The sequence below is a fragment of the Micromonospora sp. NPDC049903 genome (genome assembly GCF_044460945.1).
In the GTDB taxonomy this organism is placed as follows: Bacteria; Actinomycetota; Actinomycetes; order Mycobacteriales; family Micromonosporaceae; genus Micromonospora.
This window is the reverse complement of record NZ_JBITKL010000005.1, coordinates 84,592-102,288: the sequence shown is the minus strand read 5'-3', so window position 1 is coordinate 102,288 and position 17,697 is coordinate 84,592. Positions and strand designations below refer to the sequence as shown.

Genomic DNA, 17,697 nt, shown 5'->3' with positions numbered 1-17,697 from the left:
ACGGCACCGACCAGGTCGACCGGGAGGACCGGCCGCCGGGCCACGGTCTCGACCCCCGGAACGCGGTCGACCGCCAGGAGGGCTGCCGTCAGGGACACGCTCTCGACGCCCCGGACGCGGTCGACCGCCGGGGCGAGGGCTGCCGCCGACGCCCGGGACGCTCAGGCGCCGGGGCGTTCGGGTGCGCTGCGGGCCAGCGGGACGATCAGGACCGCCTCGGTGCCGCCCTCGGCACCGGGCCGCAGTTCAATGCTGCCCCGCAGTTCCCCGGTCACCAGCGCCCGGACGATCTGCAGGCCGAGCTTGCTCCCGCCGGAGGCGTCGAAGTCGTCCGGCAGCCCCCGACCGTTGTCGGCGACGGTGACGTGCAGCATCTTGCGGGCCCGGTGCGCCGACACCACCACCTCGGGCGCGTCGACGCTGGGCTGGCCCGGCGGCTCCGGCTCGACTCCGTCCTCGTCCTCGGCCTCACCGGCCGACGGGAAGCCGTGCTCGACGGCGTTGAGCAGCAGTTCGTTGAGCACCATCACCATCGAGGTGGCGATCTCGGCCGGCAGGACTCCGAAGCTGCCCGTACGCCGCATCCCGACGCTCACCTCGGTCGCCGCCACCTCGGTCGCCGCGCTGGCCACCCGGTCGACGATCCCGTCGAACTCGACCGCCTCGTCACTGGACATGGAGAGCGTCTCGTGCACCAACGCGATCGAGGCGACCCGGCGTACCGACTCCTCCAGGGCGACCCGCGCCTCCGGTATGCCGACCCGGCGGGCCTGGAGGCGCAGCAGCGCCGCGACGGTCTGCAGGTTGTTCTTCACCCGGTGGTGGATCTCCCGGATGGTGGCGTCCTTGGTGATCAGAGCGCGGTCCCGGCGGCGTACCTCGGTGATGTCCCGGACCAGGACCAGCGCGCCGATCGGCACACCGGCGGGCATCAGCGGCAGGGCCCGGGTGAGCATGGTCGCGCCCCGGGCGTCGATCTCGCGCCGGGGCGGCGCCTCGCCGCGCAGCGCGGCGAGGATGCCGTTGCCGGCCTCGGTCCCCTCCAGCGGGTCGTTGGCCAGCCGGCGGTGCAGCGCCGCGAGATCCTCGCCCACCAGGTGGGAGGCGTAGCCCAACCGGCGGTACGCCGACTGCGCGTTCGGACTGGCGTAGGTGACCTTGCCACCGGCGTCCAGCCGGACCAGGCCGTCGCCGACCCGCGGCGCCGAGGTGGTCTCGCCGGGGTGCCGGGGCGGCGGGAAAGTGCCGTCGGCGATCATCTGCGCCAGGTCGTCGGCGGTGGTCAGGTAGTTCAGTTCGAGCTGGCTGGGGGTCCGGGCGGTGGACAGGTTGGTGTCCCGGCCCACCACGGCGATCACCTCGTCGGACTCCCCGTCGGCGGCCCGCAGCCGGACCGGGATCGCCTCGTGTCGGGCGGGCACGTCGCCGTACCAGACCGGGTCGCCCTCCCGCCAGATCCGGCCCTGACCGTAGGCGACCTCCAGGTGCGCCACCTCCGGGCCGCCGACGATGCGTCCCACCTGGTCGTCCTGGTAGGCGGTGGGCGCGGTGGTCGGGCGGACCTGGGCCACGCAGAGGAAGCTCCCCTCGCCGTCCACCGGGACCCAGAGCAGCAGGTCGGCGAAGGACAGGTCGGACAGCAACTGCCAGTCACCGGCGATGCGGTGCAGGTGGTCGATGTCGGCCGGACGCAGACGGGTGTGCTCCTCGGCGAGATCACGCAGCGTTGACACGCCGACCAGCGTGCCACGCCGAGGGTCACATCGTCGCGGTGACCTTCTTCAGGCCCCGTGGCGCGTCCGGGTCCTCGCCCCGGGTCAGCGCGAGAGCCAGCGCCAACCGTTGCAGCGGCAGGATGTCCAGCAGCGGGGCGTAGCGCTCGTCGACCTCGGGGACGCCGAGCCGGGTGGCCCCCTCGACCTCGGCGGAGCCGACCACGACCACGTCGGCGCGACGCTCGCCGAGCCGGGGCAGCACCTCGCGCATCGCCTGACCGCCCGGCCCGGAGCCGACCACGGCCAGCACCGGCACGTCCGGGTCGGTCATGGCGAGCGGACCGTGCAGCAGGTCGGCGCCGGAGAAGGACAGCGCCGGCAGGTACGACGTCTCCATCAGCTTGAGCGCGGCCTCCCGGGCGGTCGGGTACGCGTACCCCCGGCCGGTGGTGACCAGTTGGCCGGCGAAGCGGTAGCGGGGCGCGAGCTGGGTCGCGGTCGGGTCGGCGAGCGTGCGGGCGGCCAGCTCCGGCAGCGCGGCCAGGGCTCGGCGCTCGTCGTCCGGCAGCGTGCCGTCGCCGGACCGGATCCCCTCGACCAGCAGGAGCAGGGCGAGCAGCTCCGCGGTGTACGTCTTGGTGGCCGCCACCGCCCGCTCGTGCCCGGCGGCGATGTCGACGGAGAGTTCGGCGGTCCGGGCCAGCGGGGAGTCCGGCGCGTTGGTGACCGCGAGGGTGAGGGCGCCGGAGTCCCGGGCGGCCCGGAGCACCTCGGCCAGGTCGGGCGAGCCGCCGCTCTGGCTGACGCCGACGACCAGGGCGTCGGAGAGGTCCGGCCGGGCGCCGAAGAGGGTGACGGCGCTCGGCGAGGCGAGGCCGGCCGGCAGGCCGAGACGGATCTCGGCCAGGTACGCCCCGTACAGCGCGGCGTGGTCGGAGGTGCCGCGCGCGGTGAACACCACGTGCCGTGGGCGGCGCTCGGCGATGGCGGCGGCGACCCGGGCGATCGGTGCGGCGTACTCGGCGGAGAGCAGTCGCTCGTAACCGGCCGGCTGCTCGTCGATGTCGGCGGCCATGCCGCTTCCTGGGCGCGTCACACGAACTCCTCCCCTGCGCGGTCGCCGCGCGTTTGATGCTCAGTCTTGCAGGTTTCTTCACGTATCAGCAACCGAACGCGCAGTACTGCGCAGTGGATCACCAAAACTGGGTGGCGTCACCTACGCTGACCCGACCTCACCGCGCAACCCGTACCTACCACCGAGAGGACCACGTGGCCGAGGGAACCGACGATCGGGCGATGCCGGCGACGGAGGAACTGGCGCTGGCTCGGCGGGCCCTGGACTCCGGCGACCTGGCACACGCCGCTGACCATGTCGCGGCCGCGCTGGCCCGGGCGCCGACGCTGCCCGAGGTGCACGAGACCCTGGCCCGGCTGGCCGCGGTCGGCGGCGACGACGCGGTGGACCTCTTCCCTCTGCAACACCACACCTTCATCGGCGCGGTCGTCGCCCGGGCACACCTGCTCGCCGCCGCCGGCCGTCCCGCCGACGGGCTCGACCTGCTGGTCGCCGCCACCGCGCACGCACCGGGCGCGGACTGGGCCGGCGTCCCCTGGGTCACCTCACCCGAACTGGCCGAACGCCTCGGCCCGGACCAGGCGGCCCGGGTCCTGATGCAGGTCTGCGCCGCCGCACCCGATCCGGTGCCGGCGTCCGACCGGGCCGCGCTGGCGGCCTACCTGACGCTGGCCCGCAACGCGGTCACCGTCCACCCCGAACACGGGCTGCTGCTCGGCACGGCCTCCGCGCTGGCCCGGCGGGTCGGCGAGGTGCCGCTCGCGGTCCGCTGGGCCGCCCGGGGCGTACGCGCGGCGCCGTCCAAGATCGGTGAGGTCTGGCTCGGGTACGCGTTGCGCAGCGCGGGCCGTACCCGGGAGGCGCTCGCCGCGCTGCGCCGTGCCGTCGACCACGATCCCGACGACCTCGCCGTGTACGCCGACATCGCCGGCACGCTGGCCGACCACGGCCGACTGGACGAGGCGTTGGTCTGGATCGAGCGCGCGTTGGTCCGCAACCCGTCCTTCGACTGCGCGGTGCACACCGCCCACCGGCTGCGGTTCCAGCGCGACGGCGACGTACGCCACCTCGTCGCGCTGGCCGACTTCGTCCGCGACCACCCGGACGACTCGCACGAGCACGGTGACCTCGCCGAGTGCTGCCGAGGCCGGCCCTGGCTGGGACAGGTGACACCGGTCGGCTCCCGTCCGCCTGCGCAGGAGGCGGGCGAGACACCGTCCCCGCCGTCGGCGGACGCGGCCCGGCGACTGCAACACCTCGCCCACCCCGCCTGGCCGCACCCCCCGGCCGCGTACGACACGGCGGTCGGGCTGGCCACGCTCGACCTGACGGATCTGCTCGGCCTGCTGGCCCACCCGCCGGAGGCCCCGCCGACCGCGTTGGGCCGGGTGCTCGCCGGGCAGGACCCCGCCCTCTGGGTGCGCTGTGTGCAGGTGTGGGCCTGCCTCGGCCTGCTGCACCACCGCACCGACGAGCCGTGGTCCGCCTCGACGCGTCGGCGGGTGCTCACCGAGTTGGCCGACACCGAGGAGGTCGCCGAGGCGGCCCTGTTCGCGCTGGTCACCGCCGCCTGGGTGGACCCGTCGGTCCGACCCGACGTAGCCGGGCTGGTCGCCGCCCGACTGGCCACGGTGGCCGAGGCGGCCCGGCAGGGCCCGGTGCCGACGGCCGCCTCCCTGGCCCACCTGGCGTTGGCCACCCCGGATCTCGATCCCGACAGCGTCACCCTGGCGCGTTCCCTGGCCGGCGCACCCGGCGGCCGGCACCGCTCTCCGCTCCGCGTCCTGCTGAGCCGGCTGCTACGCCCGTTCCGTCCCCGCCTGGCCGGCCCACCCTGATCCGCGCACCTCGCGCTCGGCTGTTCCGCGCACCTCGCGCTCACGCATGTAAGGAGGGGTCCCCTGCTATGCACGAGGCGTTAGCAGGGGACCCCTCCTTACCTCCGATCCTCACGCCGGGTTGCGGGCCAGGGCGGTCTCGGCCTGCTCCTCGGGAGTGCCGGTCGGTTCGTTGCTGGTGCGCAGCGGGATCTCCCGGATGAACCAGGCCAGCACCGGCACCAGGACGGCGAAGAGCACCGCCCACAGGAAGACGTGCGAGATCGCGTCGGCCAGCCCACCGAGCACCGCCTCGCGGGCCTCTGCCGGCAGGTCCCGGAGCTGGTCGATGTTCATCGCCGCCCCGGCCTCGCCACCGCCGCTGAAGGCACCACCGGCGGCGGTGCCGGCGAGCCGGTTGGCGAAGATCGCGCCGAACAGCGAGATGCCGAACGAGCCGCCGATGGAGCGGAAGAAGGTGGCCGCGCCGCTGGCCGCGCCGAGGTCCTTCTGCTCCACGCTGTTCTGCGCGATCAGCATCGACGTCTGCATGAGGAAGCCCATGCCGACGCCGAGCACGATCATGTAGAGCGACGACTGGAGCTTGCTGGTGTGCACGTCCAGCAGGCTCAGCAGGGCGAGCCCGACGGCCATCACCGCGCCGCCGACGATCGGATAGATCCGGTAGCGACCGGTCCGGGTGATGGCCCGGCCGACGAGCAGCGAGACCACCAGCATGCCGAACATCAGCGGCAGCAGGAGCAGGCCCGAGTTGGTGGCCGAGGCGCCCTGCACGGTCTGCTGATAGAGCGGCAGGAAGTTCATCGCGCCGAACATCGCGAAGCCGAGCAGGAAGCCGATCGTGGAGATCAGGGCGAAGTTCCGGTTGGCGAACAGGCCCAGCGGCAGGATCGGCTCGGGGGCCCGCCGCTCGACGAACCCGAAGGCCACCAGGGCGGCGAGCGCCAGGGCGGCGAGGCCGAGGATCTGCGGGGAGCGCCAGGCGTACTCGTTGCCGCCCCACGTGGTGATCAGCACGATCGCGGTGATGCCGACCGACAGCAGCGCGGCACCGAGCCAGTCGATCCGGTGCTCGGTGCGGTACCGGGGCAGGCGCAGGGTGGCGATCAGCAGCACCAGCGCCACCCCGCCGAGCGGCAGGTTCACATAGAACGCCCAGCGCCAGGAGAGGTGGTCGGTGATGAAGCCGCCGACCAGCGGTCCGGCGACCATGGCGATGGCCATGATGCCGGCGATCATGCCCTGGTACCGGCCGCGCTCGCGGGGCGGGACCAGGTCGCCGATGATCGCCATCACACCGACCATCAGGCCACCGGCGCCGAGGCCCTGCACCGCGCGGAAGGCGATGAGCTGGACCATGCCGTCGTCGGGTCCGCCGAGCATCGACGAGCCGGCCATACCGCAGAGCGCGGAGCCGAGCAGGAAGAGCACCACGGCGGTGAGGAAGACGTTCTTGCGGCCGTACAGGTCGCCGAGCTTGCCCCAGATCGGGGTGGAGACGGTGGTGCCCAGCACGTACGCGGTGACCACCCAGGTGAAGTGGTTGAGCCCACCGAACTCGCCGACGATGCGGGGCAGTGCGGTGCTGACGATCATGTTGTCGAGCATCGCCAGCATCATGGCGATCATCAGCCCGAACAGGACGAGTCGAATGTTGGGTCGCACGGCGGCCTGTTGTTGTGAGGCCATCGGTAAGCTCTCCCCCCGAGACGTGACGCACTTACTTGCCGACCGGCTAGCTACCTTACTAGCCGGACGGTAAGTTGGACAGCAGATGACGGTCAACTGGATTAGGTGGTGCAGGTGAGCCAGAGCACAGGCGGCACCCGGGAGCGGATCAAGGCCGTCGCGCTGGAACTCTTCACCGAGCAGGGCTACGAGGCGACCTCGCTGCGTGAGGTCGCCGAACGACTCGGCGTGACCAAGGCCGCCCTCTACTACCACTTCAAGAGCAAGGACGAGATCGTCACCAGCGTGGTCGAGGACCGGCTGGGCCGGATGGACACGCTGATCTCGTGGGGCGAGGCCCAACCGGACACGCTGGCCACCCGCCAGGCGCTGATCGAGCGGTACGCCGACGCGATGTTCGGCGGCGAACAGCCCTCGGTGATGCGCTTCTTCGAGCAGAACCAGACGGCCCTGAAGAACCTCTCCGCCGGCCGGGACATGCGGGAGCGGATGTTCCGGCTGGCCTCCGTGCTCTGCCGGGGCGACGACAGCGCCGGTGCCCAGCTCCGCGCCGTGCTGGCCCTGTTCGCGGTGCACAGCAGTTGGTTCGCCGTACGCATGCCGGAGATCACCGACGCCGACCGCAAGCGGGTGGCCTTGGAGGTCGCCTACGAACTGCTCGCCGCGATCGCCGCGCAGTCGGGTTCCTCTGCCAAACCCACCCCCGCCGTAGAGTGATCGACCGCGCACCGACGATCACTACACTGAGCCGATGCCTCTCGCCGCCCTGGCCCTCGTCGTGCTGCTCGCCCTCCTCGCGACCTTTCAGATCACGCTCGCGCTCGGTGCACCGCTCGGCCGGTTCGCCTGGGGTGGCCGGCACGAGGTGCTGCCCCGCCCGCTCCGGCTCGGCAGCGCGGTGTCGGTCGTCGTGTACGCGGTCATCGCCGTGATCGCCCTCGATCGCGCGGGGCTGATCGACATGCTCGCCGGATCGGTCGCGCGCATCGCGATGTGGGTCGTGGTCGGTTACGCGGCGCTGTCCATCGTGCCTAACGCGCTCTCCAGGAGTCGTTCGGAGCGGGCCGTGATGGTGCCGGTCTCGATAGCACTCACCGCACTCGGCCTACTCGTCGCGATCGGCTGAGCCGTACCCGGTGTCGTCGTGGCCCGGCGGTGCCGCAGTGAGAGCCAGGCGCAGGGCGAGCAGGTCGACGCCGGGCAACGGCGACCAGTCCTGCTCCGGTACGCGGACGAAGCCCCGCCGCTGATAGAGCCGGTGGGCGGGCTCGGCGTGGCCGGCGCGTACGCAGATGGCCAACGCGGTGCAGCCGCGCTCGGTCGCCTCCGCCACGCACGCCTCGACCAGGGCAGCACCGACACCCCGACCCTGGGTGGCCGGATCGACCGCCAGCATCCGGAACTCCGCCTCGTCCGGCCGGCACATCTCGGCGTACCTGCTGCCGGGCAGGACGAAGGTGACCGTGCCGAGCACCTGGCCGGTGGCGGAGTCGACGGCGACCAGGATCAGGCCGTGCGCCGCCCGCCCGCTGACGTCGGCCAGCACCTCGGCGTAGCCGTGCTCGCCCTTCAACTGGCCGTCGGCCTCGTACGCCGCGACGGTCAGCCGGGCCACCGCGGCGAAGTCGGCCGGCGCGGCCGGTCGGACCAGGACGCCGGTCAACCGATCACCGCGATCAGGTCACCGTCCTGCACCACGTCGCCCTCGTTGACCGCGAGCTGCTGGACGACGCCGTCGGACTCGGCGATCACCGGGATCTCCATCTTCATCGACTCCAGGATCACCAGGGTGTCCCCCTCGGACACGGTGTCCCCGGTCGACGCGACGACCTTCCAGACGTTCGCCACCATCTCGGCGCGGATCTCCTCGGCCATCTCCCGGCCCCTTCTCTCGCGACTGCCTGCGCCACATCCAATCACGTGACGGTCGTCCCCGGGCGGCGAGCAGCAGCCCCGGCCGGGATGCTTCGACGCCGACCGCACTAGCATCAACGGGTCGGACCCTGGCTCCGGGAGGGCCGGTAGCGTGCCCCGGGGTCGAGGTCGTGCGCAGGCGATCATCACGAGGAGGTCAGTATGGCGAAGAAGGCCCGCAAGAAGAAGGCCCGGAAGAAGAGCGCCGCCAACCACGGCAAGCGCCCCAACTCCTGACGACGGCGCTCCGGATCCCGCGGACCGGACAGCGAGACGCCGGTGGCCCGTACGGGCCACCGGCGTCGTCGTCTCCGGCGCGCCGACGCGTCAGTCGGCCAGTTCGCGGGACTCGGTGCTCTCGAAGACCACGATCTCGCTGAGGCGTACCCGCAGCCGCTCGCGCAGTTCGTCCGGCGCGGACTCGTTGCCGCAGCACCGGGCCACCAGCGCCTTCACCTCCTGCTCGATGCCGTACTCCCGCAGGCAGGGCCCGCATTCGTCGAGGTGGTGACGGATCCGGGAACGCCGTTCCTGGGCGCACTCCAGATCGAGGTAGAGGTAGACCTCGGCGAGGACCTCGCGGCAGTCCGTCTCGTGCGGCTCCCCACAGCTCACGTCACACCTCCCGGCCGGTGGCAGCGGAACTCCGGGCCGACGACGGAGCGGCGGAGAAGCCGCGCTCCGCGGCGTAGCCCTCGAGCAGCTTGCGCAGATTACGACGACCGCGGTGCAACCGCGACATCACGGTGCCGATCGGCGTACCCATGATGTCGGCGACCTCCTTGTAGGAGAACCCCTCGACGTCGGTCAGGTACACCGCCAACCGGAACTCCTCCGGCAACTGCTGGAGGGCCTCCTTGACGTCGCTGTCGGGCAGCCGGTCGAGCGCCTCGGTCTCGGCGGAGCGCAACCCGCTTGAGGTGTGCGACTCGGCCTCGGCGAGCTGCCAGTCGGTGATCTCGTCGGTGGGCGCCTGCACCGGCTGCCGCTGCCGCTTCCGGTAGGAGTTGATGTAGGTGTTGGTCAGGATCCGATACAACCAGGCCTTCAGGTTCGTACCCTGTTCGAACTGGTGGAAGGCCGCGTACGCCTTCAGGTAGGTCTCCTGGACCAGGTCCTCGGCATCCGCCGGGTTACGCGTCATTCGCAGGCCGGCCGCGTACAGCTGATCGACGAATGGCATCGCGTCCCGCTCGAACCGGGCCCTGCGCTCGTCCGTCTTCTCGGTGGTCAACCGCACATCCCCTCGGGTCGGATGCTTCCCCGCCGAGGATACGCGCACGGACCTGCCGGGAGATTCGGTTCCGACGGGTGTGCCCGTCGCCACCTCGGCCGGTGACACCGTCGCCGGCCAGTCCGGGCCCGCCAGCAACTGCCGTAGCTGCCGCGCGTCCCGCTCGTCGCGTTCCCGGTTCCGGATCTCGGTCGGCACCGGTCACCCCCTCGCACAGTGGTCATCCGAGGGGTTCAACACCCACCGCAGGCCAGGGCATTCCGGATCCGACTCCCGATCCTGGTCCCGGCCGCGCGGATCACACGGCTGGGACCAGGAAGGGCCTGGGAGCCCGGTGCCACCGTCCGGAACGGGCGGGCGACACCATCGGATGCAACGACCCGGCGCGGCCACCGGAAACGGCGCGGACCCGGCAGGCGCCGTCGACTGCCGCCTCGGAGTCGACCGGACGGTAGACGATCAGGACCGCACCCAGCCGTGCCCGCGCAGCCAGTCGATCACCAGCGCCGCCGTCCCGGATGGGTCGCCACGCAGGTCGTGACGCTGGCCCGGCCGAATCACCACGTGGACGTCCGGCCCCGGCTCGGGCACCCCGAACGGGTCCCGGTCGCCGTTGACCACCAGCGTCGGCACCCCGGTGGTCAACTCGGCGGCCCGGCTGCGCTCCGGGCGGCCGGGCGGATGCAGCGGGAAGGCGAGCGCGACCACCCCGGCGGCGCCCACGCCACGCGCCGTCCGGCAGGCCACCCGCGCGCCGCTGGAGCGACCCCCCACCAGCACCGGTACGCCCGGATGGCGCTCGCGGAGCACGGTCGACACGGCGGTCCACGCCGTGTCGAGTTGTCCGGCCGGGGCCGGAGCACGCCGACCGGCCACCCGATAGGGCTGCGTCACCCGGGCCACGACCAGCCCGACGGCCACCGCCGCGTCGCGCAGCGCGAGCAGGTCCGGCGCGTCGACCCCGCCGCCCGCCCCGTGCCCGAGCAGCAGCAGCGCGCCGGCCGGGCCGGTCGGCTGGTCGGTGTCCACCCGCGCCGGGCCGTGCGGGGTCTCGATGAGGTCGTCGTGCGGCACGGCTCCATTCTGCGGGCCGCCGACTGCCACCCCGGCGGCGGCACGCATTGCCGTCCACGCCGCCGACTGCACCCGACCGTGGAGATGTCGCGTCGACCGCAGTCGCCGTGCGCGTCACGTGGCGCAATTGCCGGCACCGGGGCGGGACGACCACGTCGACGACGTACCGTCCGGCCCCGGACCGGCTTCTCCGATCAGCTCAGCGGCACCAGGGTGAGCAGCCGGTCGCGGACCGGCGGACCGGCCTCGCTGGCCGCGTCCGGGTCCGGTTGGACCTCGTCACGCCAGGCCACCAGCATCGCCCGCCGCTCGCGGGGCGTGGTGCCGCCCCACACGCCGTGGCAGTCGCCCACCTCCAGCGCCCAGGCCAGACAGGAGCCCTGCACGTCACAGCTGTTGCAGAGCGCCACCGCCGCGTCGGCCGGCTCGTTCGGCGCCGGAAAGAACGTCTCCGGATCGACGCTCTGACATGTCCCCCTGGTACGCCAGGCTTCGTCCTGTCGCCGCTCACGCAGCGCTTTCAACAGTCGTGGATCACGCCGTGCGGCGGCCACCTCGTGCGGACGGGGCATACGCGCCCGTGTCATCCACCCACCTCCCCCGTGGGACCAGCAATATCGATGAGCATCGTTCACCCGACGTGAACGACACCCACCACCGGCGCTGTGTTCTATCGCATTTACCGGCACGGGGACAAGGGTCTGCCGGGAAGTTGGCAGAAAGAGCCCGGCACCTTTCACCCGCAACTGCGGCAAATCACTCCCGACAATATGGGGGTGCAATCAGAAGAGGGTCGCCTCTTCCGGCCCGGTCGGGGCCGACAGCGGCACCCGGGCGGTCAACCGAGGGCCGTCGTTGCGCACGTCGCCGACCGCCGGACCCACCGGGCGCACCTCCAGCCCGGCCAGCCACTCGGGTGACGGCGGGACGAGCAGCTCGGTCGGCTCGCCACCCCCGCCCAGCCAGGTCGCCCAGCGCTCCGGCGGCAGCAGCAACGGCATCCGGTCGTGCACCTCGGCCAGCTCACCCAGGGCGTCGGTGGTCACCACGCTGCAGGTCAGCAGCGGCTCGTCGGGCCCGCCCCAGACCGACCAGATGCCGGCGAAGGCGAGCACCGACCCGTCGCGCGGGGTCAGGTAGAACGCCTGCTTCGTGCCGTCCGACCGACGGACCCACTCGTACCAGCCGTCGGCCGGGACCAGGGCCCGGCGGCGGGCGAAGGACGGCGCGTATGCCCGGCTGGTGGCGACCGTCTCGGCGCGAGCGTTGATCATGCGCGCGGCGCCTGCGGGCGACCGGGACCACGGCGGCACCAACCCCCAGCGGGCCAGACAGAGCACCCGGTGCCCCTCGGAGCTGACCCGCACCAACGGCACCGGATCGGTCGGCGCCACGTTGTAGTCGACCACCAGGTCGCCACCGGTCTCGTCGGCGGACTCGAACAGCCCGCTCAGGTCACCGGAGCTCCGGGTCGTGGCGTACCTCCCGCACATGCCGGACACGCTAGCGCGCCACCGGCCCGCCCGGCTGTCCCGTTCACCGGGAGTGGGAAACGGCGAGGTCCGCCGACGCGTCGCACACGGCAGAATGGAACCGTGGGGAAACTGACCGCGACCCGGCCGCTGCAGCCGTGGACCGCCCCGACGGCCAGCGACCCGGTGTCGGCGTCGCTGCGCCTGCCCGGGTCCAAGTCGATGACCAACCGTGCCCTGGTGCTCAGCGCGCTGGCCACCGGCCCCTCGACACTGGCCGCGCCGCTGCGCGCCCGGGACACCGAGTTGATGGCCGGCGGGCTGCGGGCGATGGGCGCGCACGTGTCGATCGCCGACGACGAGCGCTGGCTGGTCCGACCGCATCCGCTGGCCGGTCCGGCCCACGTCGACGTCGGCCTGGCCGGCACGATCATGCGGTTCGTACCGCCGGTCGCCGGGCTGGCCAACGGCCGGGTCACCTTCGACGGGGACCCGCACGCCCGCACCCGGCCGTTGGGTCCGCTGATCGAGGCGCTGCGCTCACTCGGCGTCCGGATCGACACCACCGGTCCGGGCAGCCTGCCGCTGGCGGTCCTGGGCACCGGCCGGGTGACCGGCGGCGAGGTGGTGATCGACGCCTCCGCCTCCAGCCAGCTCGTGTCCGGCCTGCTGCTGGCGGCCCCGCGCTTCGACCGGGGCCTGGTGGTACGCCACGTCGGCCCTCCGGTGCCCTCCGCGCCCCACCTGCGGATAACCGTGCAGATGCTGCGCTCGGCCGGCGCGGCGGTGGACGACAGCACGCCCGACGTGTGGGTGGTCGAGCCGGGTCCGCTGACCGGACGCGGCTGGCAGATCGAGCCCGACCTCTCCGGTGCGGTGCCGTTCTTCGCCGCTGCGATGGTCACCGGCGGCGAGGTGACGCTGCAGGGCTGGCCCGGCAGCAGCGTGCAGCCGGTGGACCTGCTCCGCTCGCTGTTGCAGCAGATGGGTGCGGAGGTCGCGCTCACCACCGAGGGGCTCACCGTACGCGGCACCGGGACGGTCCACGGGCTGCGCGCCGACCTCTCGGACGTCAGCGAGCTGACCCCGGCCCTGACCGCGCTGGCGATGCTGGCCGACTCCCCGTCGGTGTTCACCGGTGTCGAGCACATCCGGGGGCACGAGACCGACCGGCTGGCGGCGCTGGCCCGGGAGTTCGCCGCGCTGGGCGCCGACGTCACCGAGGCGTCCGACGGGCTGGAGATCCGTCCCCGGCCGCTGCGGGGCGGGGTGTTCCACACCTACGACGACCACCGGATGGCGCACGCCGCGGCGATCACCGGCCTGGCCGTCCCGGGCGTCGAGTTGAACGACGTGGGGTGCACCTCGAAGACCATGCCCGAGTTTCCGGCACTATGGTCGGCGATGGTGACCGGCAAGAGCTGACCGACGACGGAGGAGCGGACCTGGCGACCAGGCGACGCGAGTACGACGAGGACGACGTCCGGGTACGGCCCGGCAAGTCCTCGCGTCCGCGTACCCGCACCCGCCCTCAGCACGCCGACGCCCAGGACGGTTTTGTCATCGCGGTGGACCGGGGCCGCTACACCTGTGTGCTGGCCGGAGCCGGACCCGACGACCCCACCGTCACCGCGATGCGCGCCCGCGAGCTGGGGCGCAAGTCGGTGGTGGTCGGCGATCGGGTGGCCCTGGTCGGCGACACCTCCGGCGCGGACGGTGCGCTGGCCCGCATCGTCCGGATCGCGCCCCGCCGCTCCGTGCTGCGGCGGACCGCCGAGGACGACGCCAGCACCGCCGAGGGGCGGCTGGAACGGGTGGTCGTCGCCAACGCCGACCAGCTCGTGATCGTCAGCGCGCTGGCCGACCCGCCGCCGCGTACCGGGTTCATCGACCGCTGCCTGGTGGCCGCGTACGACGCGGACATCGAGCCGCTGCTCTGCCTGACCAAGGCCGACCTGGCCGGCCCCGAGGCGGTGCTCGACTACTACACCGAGCTGGAACTGCCGTACGTGCTGATCCGGCCGGACTCGTCGCTGGACGCCCTGCGCGGCCTGCTCGCCGGTCGGGTGTCGGTGCTCGTCGGACACTCCGGGGTGGGCAAGTCGACGCTGGTCAACCGACTGGTCCCGGAGGCCGACCGGGCGGTCGGCGTGGTCAGCGCGATCGGCCGGGGGCGGCACACCTCGACCAGCGCGGTGGCGTTGCGGCTACCCGCCCTGCCGGACGCGTCGGACGACCCGGGCTGGATCGTGGACACGCCGGGCGTCCGCAGCTTCGGGCTGGCGCACGTCTCGGCCGAGAGCCTGCTGCACGGTTTCCCCGACCTCGTCGAGGCCACCGTCGACTGCCCGGCCAACTGTCCACACACCGCCGACGAGGCCGACTGTGCGCTGGACGCCTGGGTGGCGCAGGGGCGGGCGGATCCCCGTCGGCTGGCCTCGTACCGCCGGTTGCTGGCCTCCCGGGCCGGTGACCTGGAGCCGCGCGGCGAGGCCGAGCCGCGCGGGCACCCCTGAGCCGCACCGAGACCACCGCGGCCCGGCGGGAAGGCCCGGGGTCGGCGTCGCTACCGTGTCCGGCATGACCGGGTACGCCGACGACCTCGCTCTCGCCCACCGGCTCGCCGACGCCGCCGACGTCATCTCGGTGGCCCGGTTCCGCGCGCTCGATCTGCGGGTGGAGGCGAAGCCCGACCTCACCCCCGTCTCCGACGCGGACACCGCCGTGGAGCGCGCGATCCGCGCCCTGCTGACCGAGCATCGGCCGGACGACGGGCTGCTCGGCGAGGAGTACGGCGCGTCGCCGGCCGCCGGCACCCGGCAGTGGGTGGTGGACCCGATCGACGGCACCAAGAACTTCGTCCGGGGAGTGCCCGTCTGGGCCACCCTGATCGCGTTGCTGGAGGACGGCCGACCGGTCGTCGGGCTGGTCTCCGCACCGGCCCTGGGCCGCCGTTGGTGGGCGGCGACCGGCATCGGCGCGTACGCGGGCCCGGACGCCGCCTCGGGCGAGCCGATCCGGGTCTCCGCCGTGACGGCGCTGGCCGACGCGAGCTTCTGCTACTCCTCCCTCAGCGGCTGGGAGGAGGCCGGTCGGCTGGAGCCGATGCTCCAACTGATGCGCGACACCTGGCGCAGTCGCGCCTACGGCGACTTCTACGGTTACATGCTGCTGGCCGAGGGCGCACTGGACGTCATGGTCGAACCCGAACTGTCGCTCTGGGACGTGGCCGCATTGGTACCCATCGTGACCGAGGCAGGGGGTGTCTTCACCGATCTGGCCGGTCGACCGGCCCCCGCCGGAGGCGAAAACAGCGCGGTGGCCAGCAACGGAGCACTGCACGCAGACATCCTCGGCAGGCTCGGTCGGCCCGCCGCGCACTGACGTCCGGTTACCTCTATCCTCGCCAGGTGGCTACCTCGGGTTGGTGTTTTCTCGCGGCGATGATCGTCGCGTACGGCGTTGCCAACCTGTTGCAGTCGGTCGCCGCGGCCCGCACCACAGTGCAGCACACCTTCGATCCCGGTCTGCTGCTGCGCCTGGCCGGACACCGCGCCTACCTGGTCGGCCTGGTCTGCCAGGTGGGTGGCTTCGTGCTCGCCTTCCTGGCCCGCCGGGACCTGCCGTTGTTCCTGGTGCAGGCCAGCGTGGCGGCCGGGCTCGGGGTCACCGCGATCCTCGGTGTGCTGGTGCTGAAGTGGCGGCTGCCGGTCGCCGAGGTGGTGCTGCTGCTCCTGCTCTTCGCCGGGATCACCGCGCTGGTGCTCTCCGCCCGGCCGGCACAGTCCAAACCCCTCGGCACCGCCGGCATGATCGCCCTGCTGGTGACGCTCGGCGTGATCGCGGTGCTGGGCTTCTTCGCGGTCCGGCTGCGCGGCGCCCCCGGCTCGGTGGCGCTCGGCTCGCTGGCCGGGCTCGCCTTCTCCGCCGCCGCGGTCGCCGCCCGCCCACTCGCCTCCGCACCGACCTGGGACGCGTTCCTCGCCGACCCGCTGCTCTACGTCCTGGTCGGTCACTCCGTGGTCGGTCAACTGCTGCTCGGCCTGGCCATGCAGCGCGGCTCCACCACGGCGGCGGTGGCCGCGATGGACGCCGCCGGGGCGGTGCCCGCCGCGATCGTCGGGCTGCTGTTGCTCAACGACAAGATCTGGCCCGGCCGGGAGTGGCTGGCCGGAGTCGGCTTCCTGGTCACCCTCGCCTCGGTGATCGGGCTGACCCGGTACGCCGAGCCCCAGCACCACCACGCCGTCGCGCAGGAGACCTCGCGGGCGGTCGTCGCCGGCAGGCCGCTGATCGGGCCGCAGCCCACCGGGTCCCGCCTGGGCGGCACGGAGAGCCCGCTGCCGCAGCCGGCCGCCCAGCTCTCCCGGGCCGCCTCCGGGCCGCCTCAGGCCGCCTCGACGGGCTTACGTCGACCGACCACCCGCTCGTAGAGCCGTTCCAGGGCGGAGGCTGTCCGCTCCCAGGTGTAGCTGCACCGGACCCGGTCCACCGCGGCGTGCCCGTAGGCGAACCGGCCCGCGTTGTCGGTGAGCAGTCGGCGCAACGTCATCCCCAGGGTCCGGACGTCGCCCGGCGGCACCAGCTTGCCGGTCACCTCGTCCACCACCGCGTCGGCGATGCCGCCCATGGCGTAGCCGACCACCGGCACCCCGCAGGCCATCGCCTCCAGCGACACCCGCCCGGCCGAGGAGTAGTGCGGCGTGCAGGCGACCACGTCGGCCGAGCGGTACCAGGTGGCCATCTGCTCGTGCGGCACGGCGCCCACCAGGTGCACCTGGTCCCCCACCCCGATCCGCTCGGCCAGCTCGCGCAGCCGACGGGCCTCGGTGTGCCGGGCCAGTCCCTCGGCCGGCGGGCCACCGGCGATCACCAGTTCCGCATCGCCCACCAGGCGCATCGCGCGGATCAGGTCGTCCTGCCCGTGGCCTCGGGAGAGCCCGCCGACGGAGAGGATCCGGGGACGCTGGTCCCGGGGGGCCGCCTCGCCGTCGGGGTGAAACCGGTCGATGTCCACTCCGGTCGGCACCATCGCCACCGAGCTGCGTTGCAGACCCATCCGGGTCAGCTCGTCCACCTCGTCGTTGCACTGGGCGACCGCCATGTCCACCGCCCGGGTCAGCGCCCGTTCCAGCGGGATGCGGGTGCCCGGCCCGTCGTACTGCGGACCGAGGTGGCGTAGCTGCTCCATGCCGAGGGAGTGGAACGTCTGCACCACCGGGATGTCGGTCTCCCGGACCGCCTGCGCGGCGGCCAGTCCACCGACCCAGTAGTGGCCGTGCACCACCTCCGGTGCCCAGTCGCCGGACCACCGGTCGGCCAGCCACTGGCCGAACGCCGGCACGTACGGCACCAACTCGGCGGTGGGGATCGGGGCGATCGGGCCGACCGGGGCGCGCTCCACCCGGTAGCCGTCGACGAGGTCGCTCTCGACCGCCTCCGGATCGTCCCGTCGGGTGTAGACCCGAACGTCGTGGCCTCTGCCCGCCAGTTCGGCGGCGACCCGTGCGATGTGCTGGTAGGTGCCGACGACGGTTCCGTCGCCGGACGGCGGCGAAGCGGCGTGGGCGCAGACGAGGCCGACGCGCATGGGTCACCTCCATGCGGATGGGGCGGTGGTCTCCGGTCAGAGCGTCCCATTAACCGGGCTCCGACGAGCCGAAACATGGCAGATCCGGCGATGTCC

Annotated in this window: 19 protein-coding genes; 8 read left to right on the top strand and 11 right to left on the bottom strand. The window is 73.0% G+C overall.

Features of this window, described 5'->3' with window-relative positions; translation table 11 throughout:
• Window positions 1–161 precede the first annotated feature (161 nt).
• Both ACIBO1_RS11810 and ACIBO1_RS11805 read right to left on the bottom strand, forming a co-directional pair.
• Window positions 162–1,733, bottom strand: a complete 1,572-nt coding sequence (locus ACIBO1_RS11810) for a histidine kinase N-terminal domain-containing protein (protein WP_396744405.1) — start codon at window positions 1,731–1,733, stop codon at window positions 162–164.
• A 25-nt stretch (window positions 1,734–1,758) separates the two neighbouring features.
• Window positions 1,759–2,790, bottom strand: coding sequence for an SIS domain-containing protein (locus ACIBO1_RS11805; RefSeq protein WP_396744798.1), 1,032 nt, complete (start codon window positions 2,788–2,790; stop codon window positions 1,759–1,761).
• A 221-nt stretch (window positions 2,791–3,011) separates the two neighbouring features.
• Between ACIBO1_RS11805 and ACIBO1_RS11800 the strand changes: the two genes are divergently transcribed.
• On the top strand, window positions 3,012–4,628 hold the full coding sequence (locus ACIBO1_RS11800) for a tetratricopeptide repeat protein (RefSeq protein ID WP_396744402.1): 1,617 nt from the start codon (window positions 3,012–3,014) through the stop codon (window positions 4,626–4,628).
• Window positions 4,629–4,739: 111 nt separating this feature from the next.
• On the opposite strand, the gene ACIBO1_RS11795 is transcribed toward ACIBO1_RS11800, so the two are convergent.
• On the bottom strand, window positions 4,740–6,317 hold the full coding sequence (locus tag ACIBO1_RS11795; protein WP_396744399.1) for an MDR family MFS transporter: 1,578 nt from the start codon (window positions 6,315–6,317) through the stop codon (window positions 4,740–4,742).
• A gap of 108 nt (window positions 6,318–6,425) precedes the next feature.
• Here ACIBO1_RS11795 and ACIBO1_RS11790 point away from each other — a divergent pair, with 108 nt between their 5' ends.
• Window positions 6,426–7,034: a TetR/AcrR family transcriptional regulator gene (locus ACIBO1_RS11790; RefSeq protein WP_396744795.1), complete on the top strand. Its 609-nt coding sequence runs from the start codon at window positions 6,426–6,428 to the stop codon at window positions 7,032–7,034.
• 34 nt (window positions 7,035–7,068) lie between these two features.
• Window positions 7,069–7,443 (top strand): hypothetical protein, encoded by a 375-nt coding sequence (locus ACIBO1_RS11785; RefSeq protein WP_396744396.1) that lies wholly within the window; start codon window positions 7,069–7,071, stop codon window positions 7,441–7,443.
• Here the strand turns inward: ACIBO1_RS11785 and ACIBO1_RS11780 are convergent.
• A complete protein-coding gene (locus ACIBO1_RS11780) occupies window positions 7,423–7,980 on the bottom strand; it encodes a GNAT family N-acetyltransferase (protein ID WP_396744393.1) in 558 nt (185 codons plus the stop codon). The genes ACIBO1_RS11785 and ACIBO1_RS11780 overlap by 21 nt on opposite strands.
• Window positions 7,977–8,192 (bottom strand): biotin/lipoyl-binding carrier protein, encoded by a 216-nt coding sequence (locus tag ACIBO1_RS11775; RefSeq protein WP_139582225.1) that lies wholly within the window; start codon window positions 8,190–8,192, stop codon window positions 7,977–7,979. Before ACIBO1_RS11775 ends, ACIBO1_RS11780 begins: the two co-directional genes overlap by 4 nt.
• A 201-nt stretch (window positions 8,193–8,393) precedes the next feature.
• Here ACIBO1_RS11775 and ACIBO1_RS11770 point away from each other — a divergent pair, with 201 nt between their 5' ends.
• Complete coding sequence (locus ACIBO1_RS11770; RefSeq protein WP_370461611.1) at window positions 8,394–8,468, top strand: 50S ribosomal protein bL37; 75 nt, start codon at window positions 8,394–8,396, stop codon at window positions 8,466–8,468.
• A 90-nt stretch (window positions 8,469–8,558) separates the two neighbouring features.
• Here ACIBO1_RS11770 and rsrA read toward each other — a convergent pair whose 3' ends face one another.
• The 5 genes from rsrA to ACIBO1_RS11745 form a co-directional block, all read right to left on the bottom strand.
• Entirely contained in the window at window positions 8,559–8,846 is a 288-nt protein-coding gene (gene rsrA, locus ACIBO1_RS11765) for a mycothiol system anti-sigma-R factor (RefSeq protein WP_396744389.1), read from the bottom strand.
• 1 nt (window position 8,847) lies between these two features.
• On the bottom strand, window positions 8,848–9,663 hold the full coding sequence (locus tag ACIBO1_RS11760; RefSeq protein ID WP_350692578.1) for a sigma-70 family RNA polymerase sigma factor: 816 nt from the start codon (window positions 9,661–9,663) through the stop codon (window positions 8,848–8,850).
• Between the two features lie 261 nt (window positions 9,664–9,924).
• Complete coding sequence (locus ACIBO1_RS11755; RefSeq protein WP_396744385.1) at window positions 9,925–10,539, bottom strand: alpha/beta family hydrolase; 615 nt, start codon at window positions 10,537–10,539, stop codon at window positions 9,925–9,927.
• A gap of 194 nt (window positions 10,540–10,733) precedes the next feature.
• The gene (locus ACIBO1_RS11750; protein WP_350692582.1) at window positions 10,734–11,126 is read right to left on the bottom strand and encodes a WhiB family transcriptional regulator; all 393 of its coding nucleotides are present in this window, start codon (window positions 11,124–11,126) and stop codon (window positions 10,734–10,736) included.
• Between the two features lie 195 nt (window positions 11,127–11,321).
• Window positions 11,322–12,032 carry an SOS response-associated peptidase gene (locus ACIBO1_RS11745; protein WP_396744381.1) on the bottom strand — a complete coding sequence of 237 codons (711 nt, stop codon included), beginning with the start codon at window positions 12,030–12,032 and terminating at the stop codon, window positions 11,322–11,324.
• Window positions 12,033–12,134: 102 nt separating this feature from the next.
• Between ACIBO1_RS11745 and aroA the strand changes: the two genes are divergently transcribed.
• The 4 genes from aroA (at window position 12,135) to ACIBO1_RS11725 (ending at window position 16,444) form a co-directional block, all read left to right on the top strand.
• The gene (aroA, locus tag ACIBO1_RS11740; RefSeq protein ID WP_396744378.1) at window positions 12,135–13,436 is read left to right on the top strand and encodes a 3-phosphoshikimate 1-carboxyvinyltransferase; all 1,302 of its coding nucleotides are present in this window, start codon (window positions 12,135–12,137) and stop codon (window positions 13,434–13,436) included.
• Complete coding sequence (gene rsgA / locus ACIBO1_RS11735) at window positions 13,406–14,527, top strand: ribosome small subunit-dependent GTPase A (protein WP_396744375.1); 1,122 nt, start codon at window positions 13,406–13,408, stop codon at window positions 14,525–14,527. Before aroA ends, rsgA begins: the two co-directional genes overlap by 31 nt.
• Window positions 14,528–14,591: 64 nt before the next feature.
• Window positions 14,592–15,395, top strand: coding sequence for a histidinol-phosphatase (gene hisN, locus ACIBO1_RS11730; RefSeq protein WP_396744372.1), 804 nt, complete (start codon window positions 14,592–14,594; stop codon window positions 15,393–15,395).
• A 59-nt stretch (window positions 15,396–15,454) separates the two neighbouring features.
• Window positions 15,455–16,444 (top strand): hypothetical protein, encoded by a 990-nt coding sequence (locus ACIBO1_RS11725; protein ID WP_396744792.1) that lies wholly within the window; start codon window positions 15,455–15,457, stop codon window positions 16,442–16,444.
• Here ACIBO1_RS11725 and ACIBO1_RS11720 read toward each other — a convergent pair.
• Window positions 16,399–17,601: a glycosyltransferase gene (locus tag ACIBO1_RS11720; protein ID WP_396744369.1), complete on the bottom strand. Its 1,203-nt coding sequence runs from the start codon at window positions 17,599–17,601 to the stop codon at window positions 16,399–16,401. The genes ACIBO1_RS11725 and ACIBO1_RS11720 overlap by 46 nt on opposite strands.
• Window positions 17,602–17,697 lie beyond the last annotated feature (96 nt).

Bases quoted from the DNA above. Each gene is read 5' to 3' on its own strand.
- ACIBO1_RS11805 (WP_396744798.1), bottom strand. From the start codon at position 2,790: ATGGCCGCCGACATCGACGAGCAGCCGGCCGGTTACGAGCGACTGCTC.
- ACIBO1_RS11775 (WP_139582225.1), bottom strand. From the start codon at position 8,192: ATGGCCGAGGAGATCCGCGCCGAGATGGTGGCGAACGTCTGGAAGGTC.
- rsgA (WP_396744375.1), top strand. From the start codon at position 13,406: ATGGTCGGCGATGGTGACCGGCAAGAGCTGACCGACGACGGAGGAGCG.
- ACIBO1_RS11745 (WP_396744381.1), bottom strand. From the start codon at position 12,032: ATGTGCGGGAGGTACGCCACGACCCGGAGCTCCGGTGACCTGAGCGGG.
- ACIBO1_RS11800 (WP_396744402.1), top strand. From the start codon at position 3,012: ATGCCGGCGACGGAGGAACTGGCGCTGGCTCGGCGGGCCCTGGACTCC.
- hisN (WP_396744372.1), top strand. From the start codon at position 14,592: ATGACCGGGTACGCCGACGACCTCGCTCTCGCCCACCGGCTCGCCGAC.
- ACIBO1_RS11795 (WP_396744399.1), bottom strand. From the start codon at position 6,317: ATGGCCTCACAACAACAGGCCGCCGTGCGACCCAACATTCGACTCGTC.
- ACIBO1_RS11785 (WP_396744396.1), top strand. From the start codon at position 7,069: ATGCCTCTCGCCGCCCTGGCCCTCGTCGTGCTGCTCGCCCTCCTCGCG.
- ACIBO1_RS11725 (WP_396744792.1), top strand. From the start codon at position 15,455: ATGATCGTCGCGTACGGCGTTGCCAACCTGTTGCAGTCGGTCGCCGCG.
- ACIBO1_RS11720 (WP_396744369.1), bottom strand. From the start codon at position 17,601: ATGCGCGTCGGCCTCGTCTGCGCCCACGCCGCTTCGCCGCCGTCCGGC.
- ACIBO1_RS11750 (WP_350692582.1), bottom strand. From the start codon at position 11,126: ATGACACGGGCGCGTATGCCCCGTCCGCACGAGGTGGCCGCCGCACGG.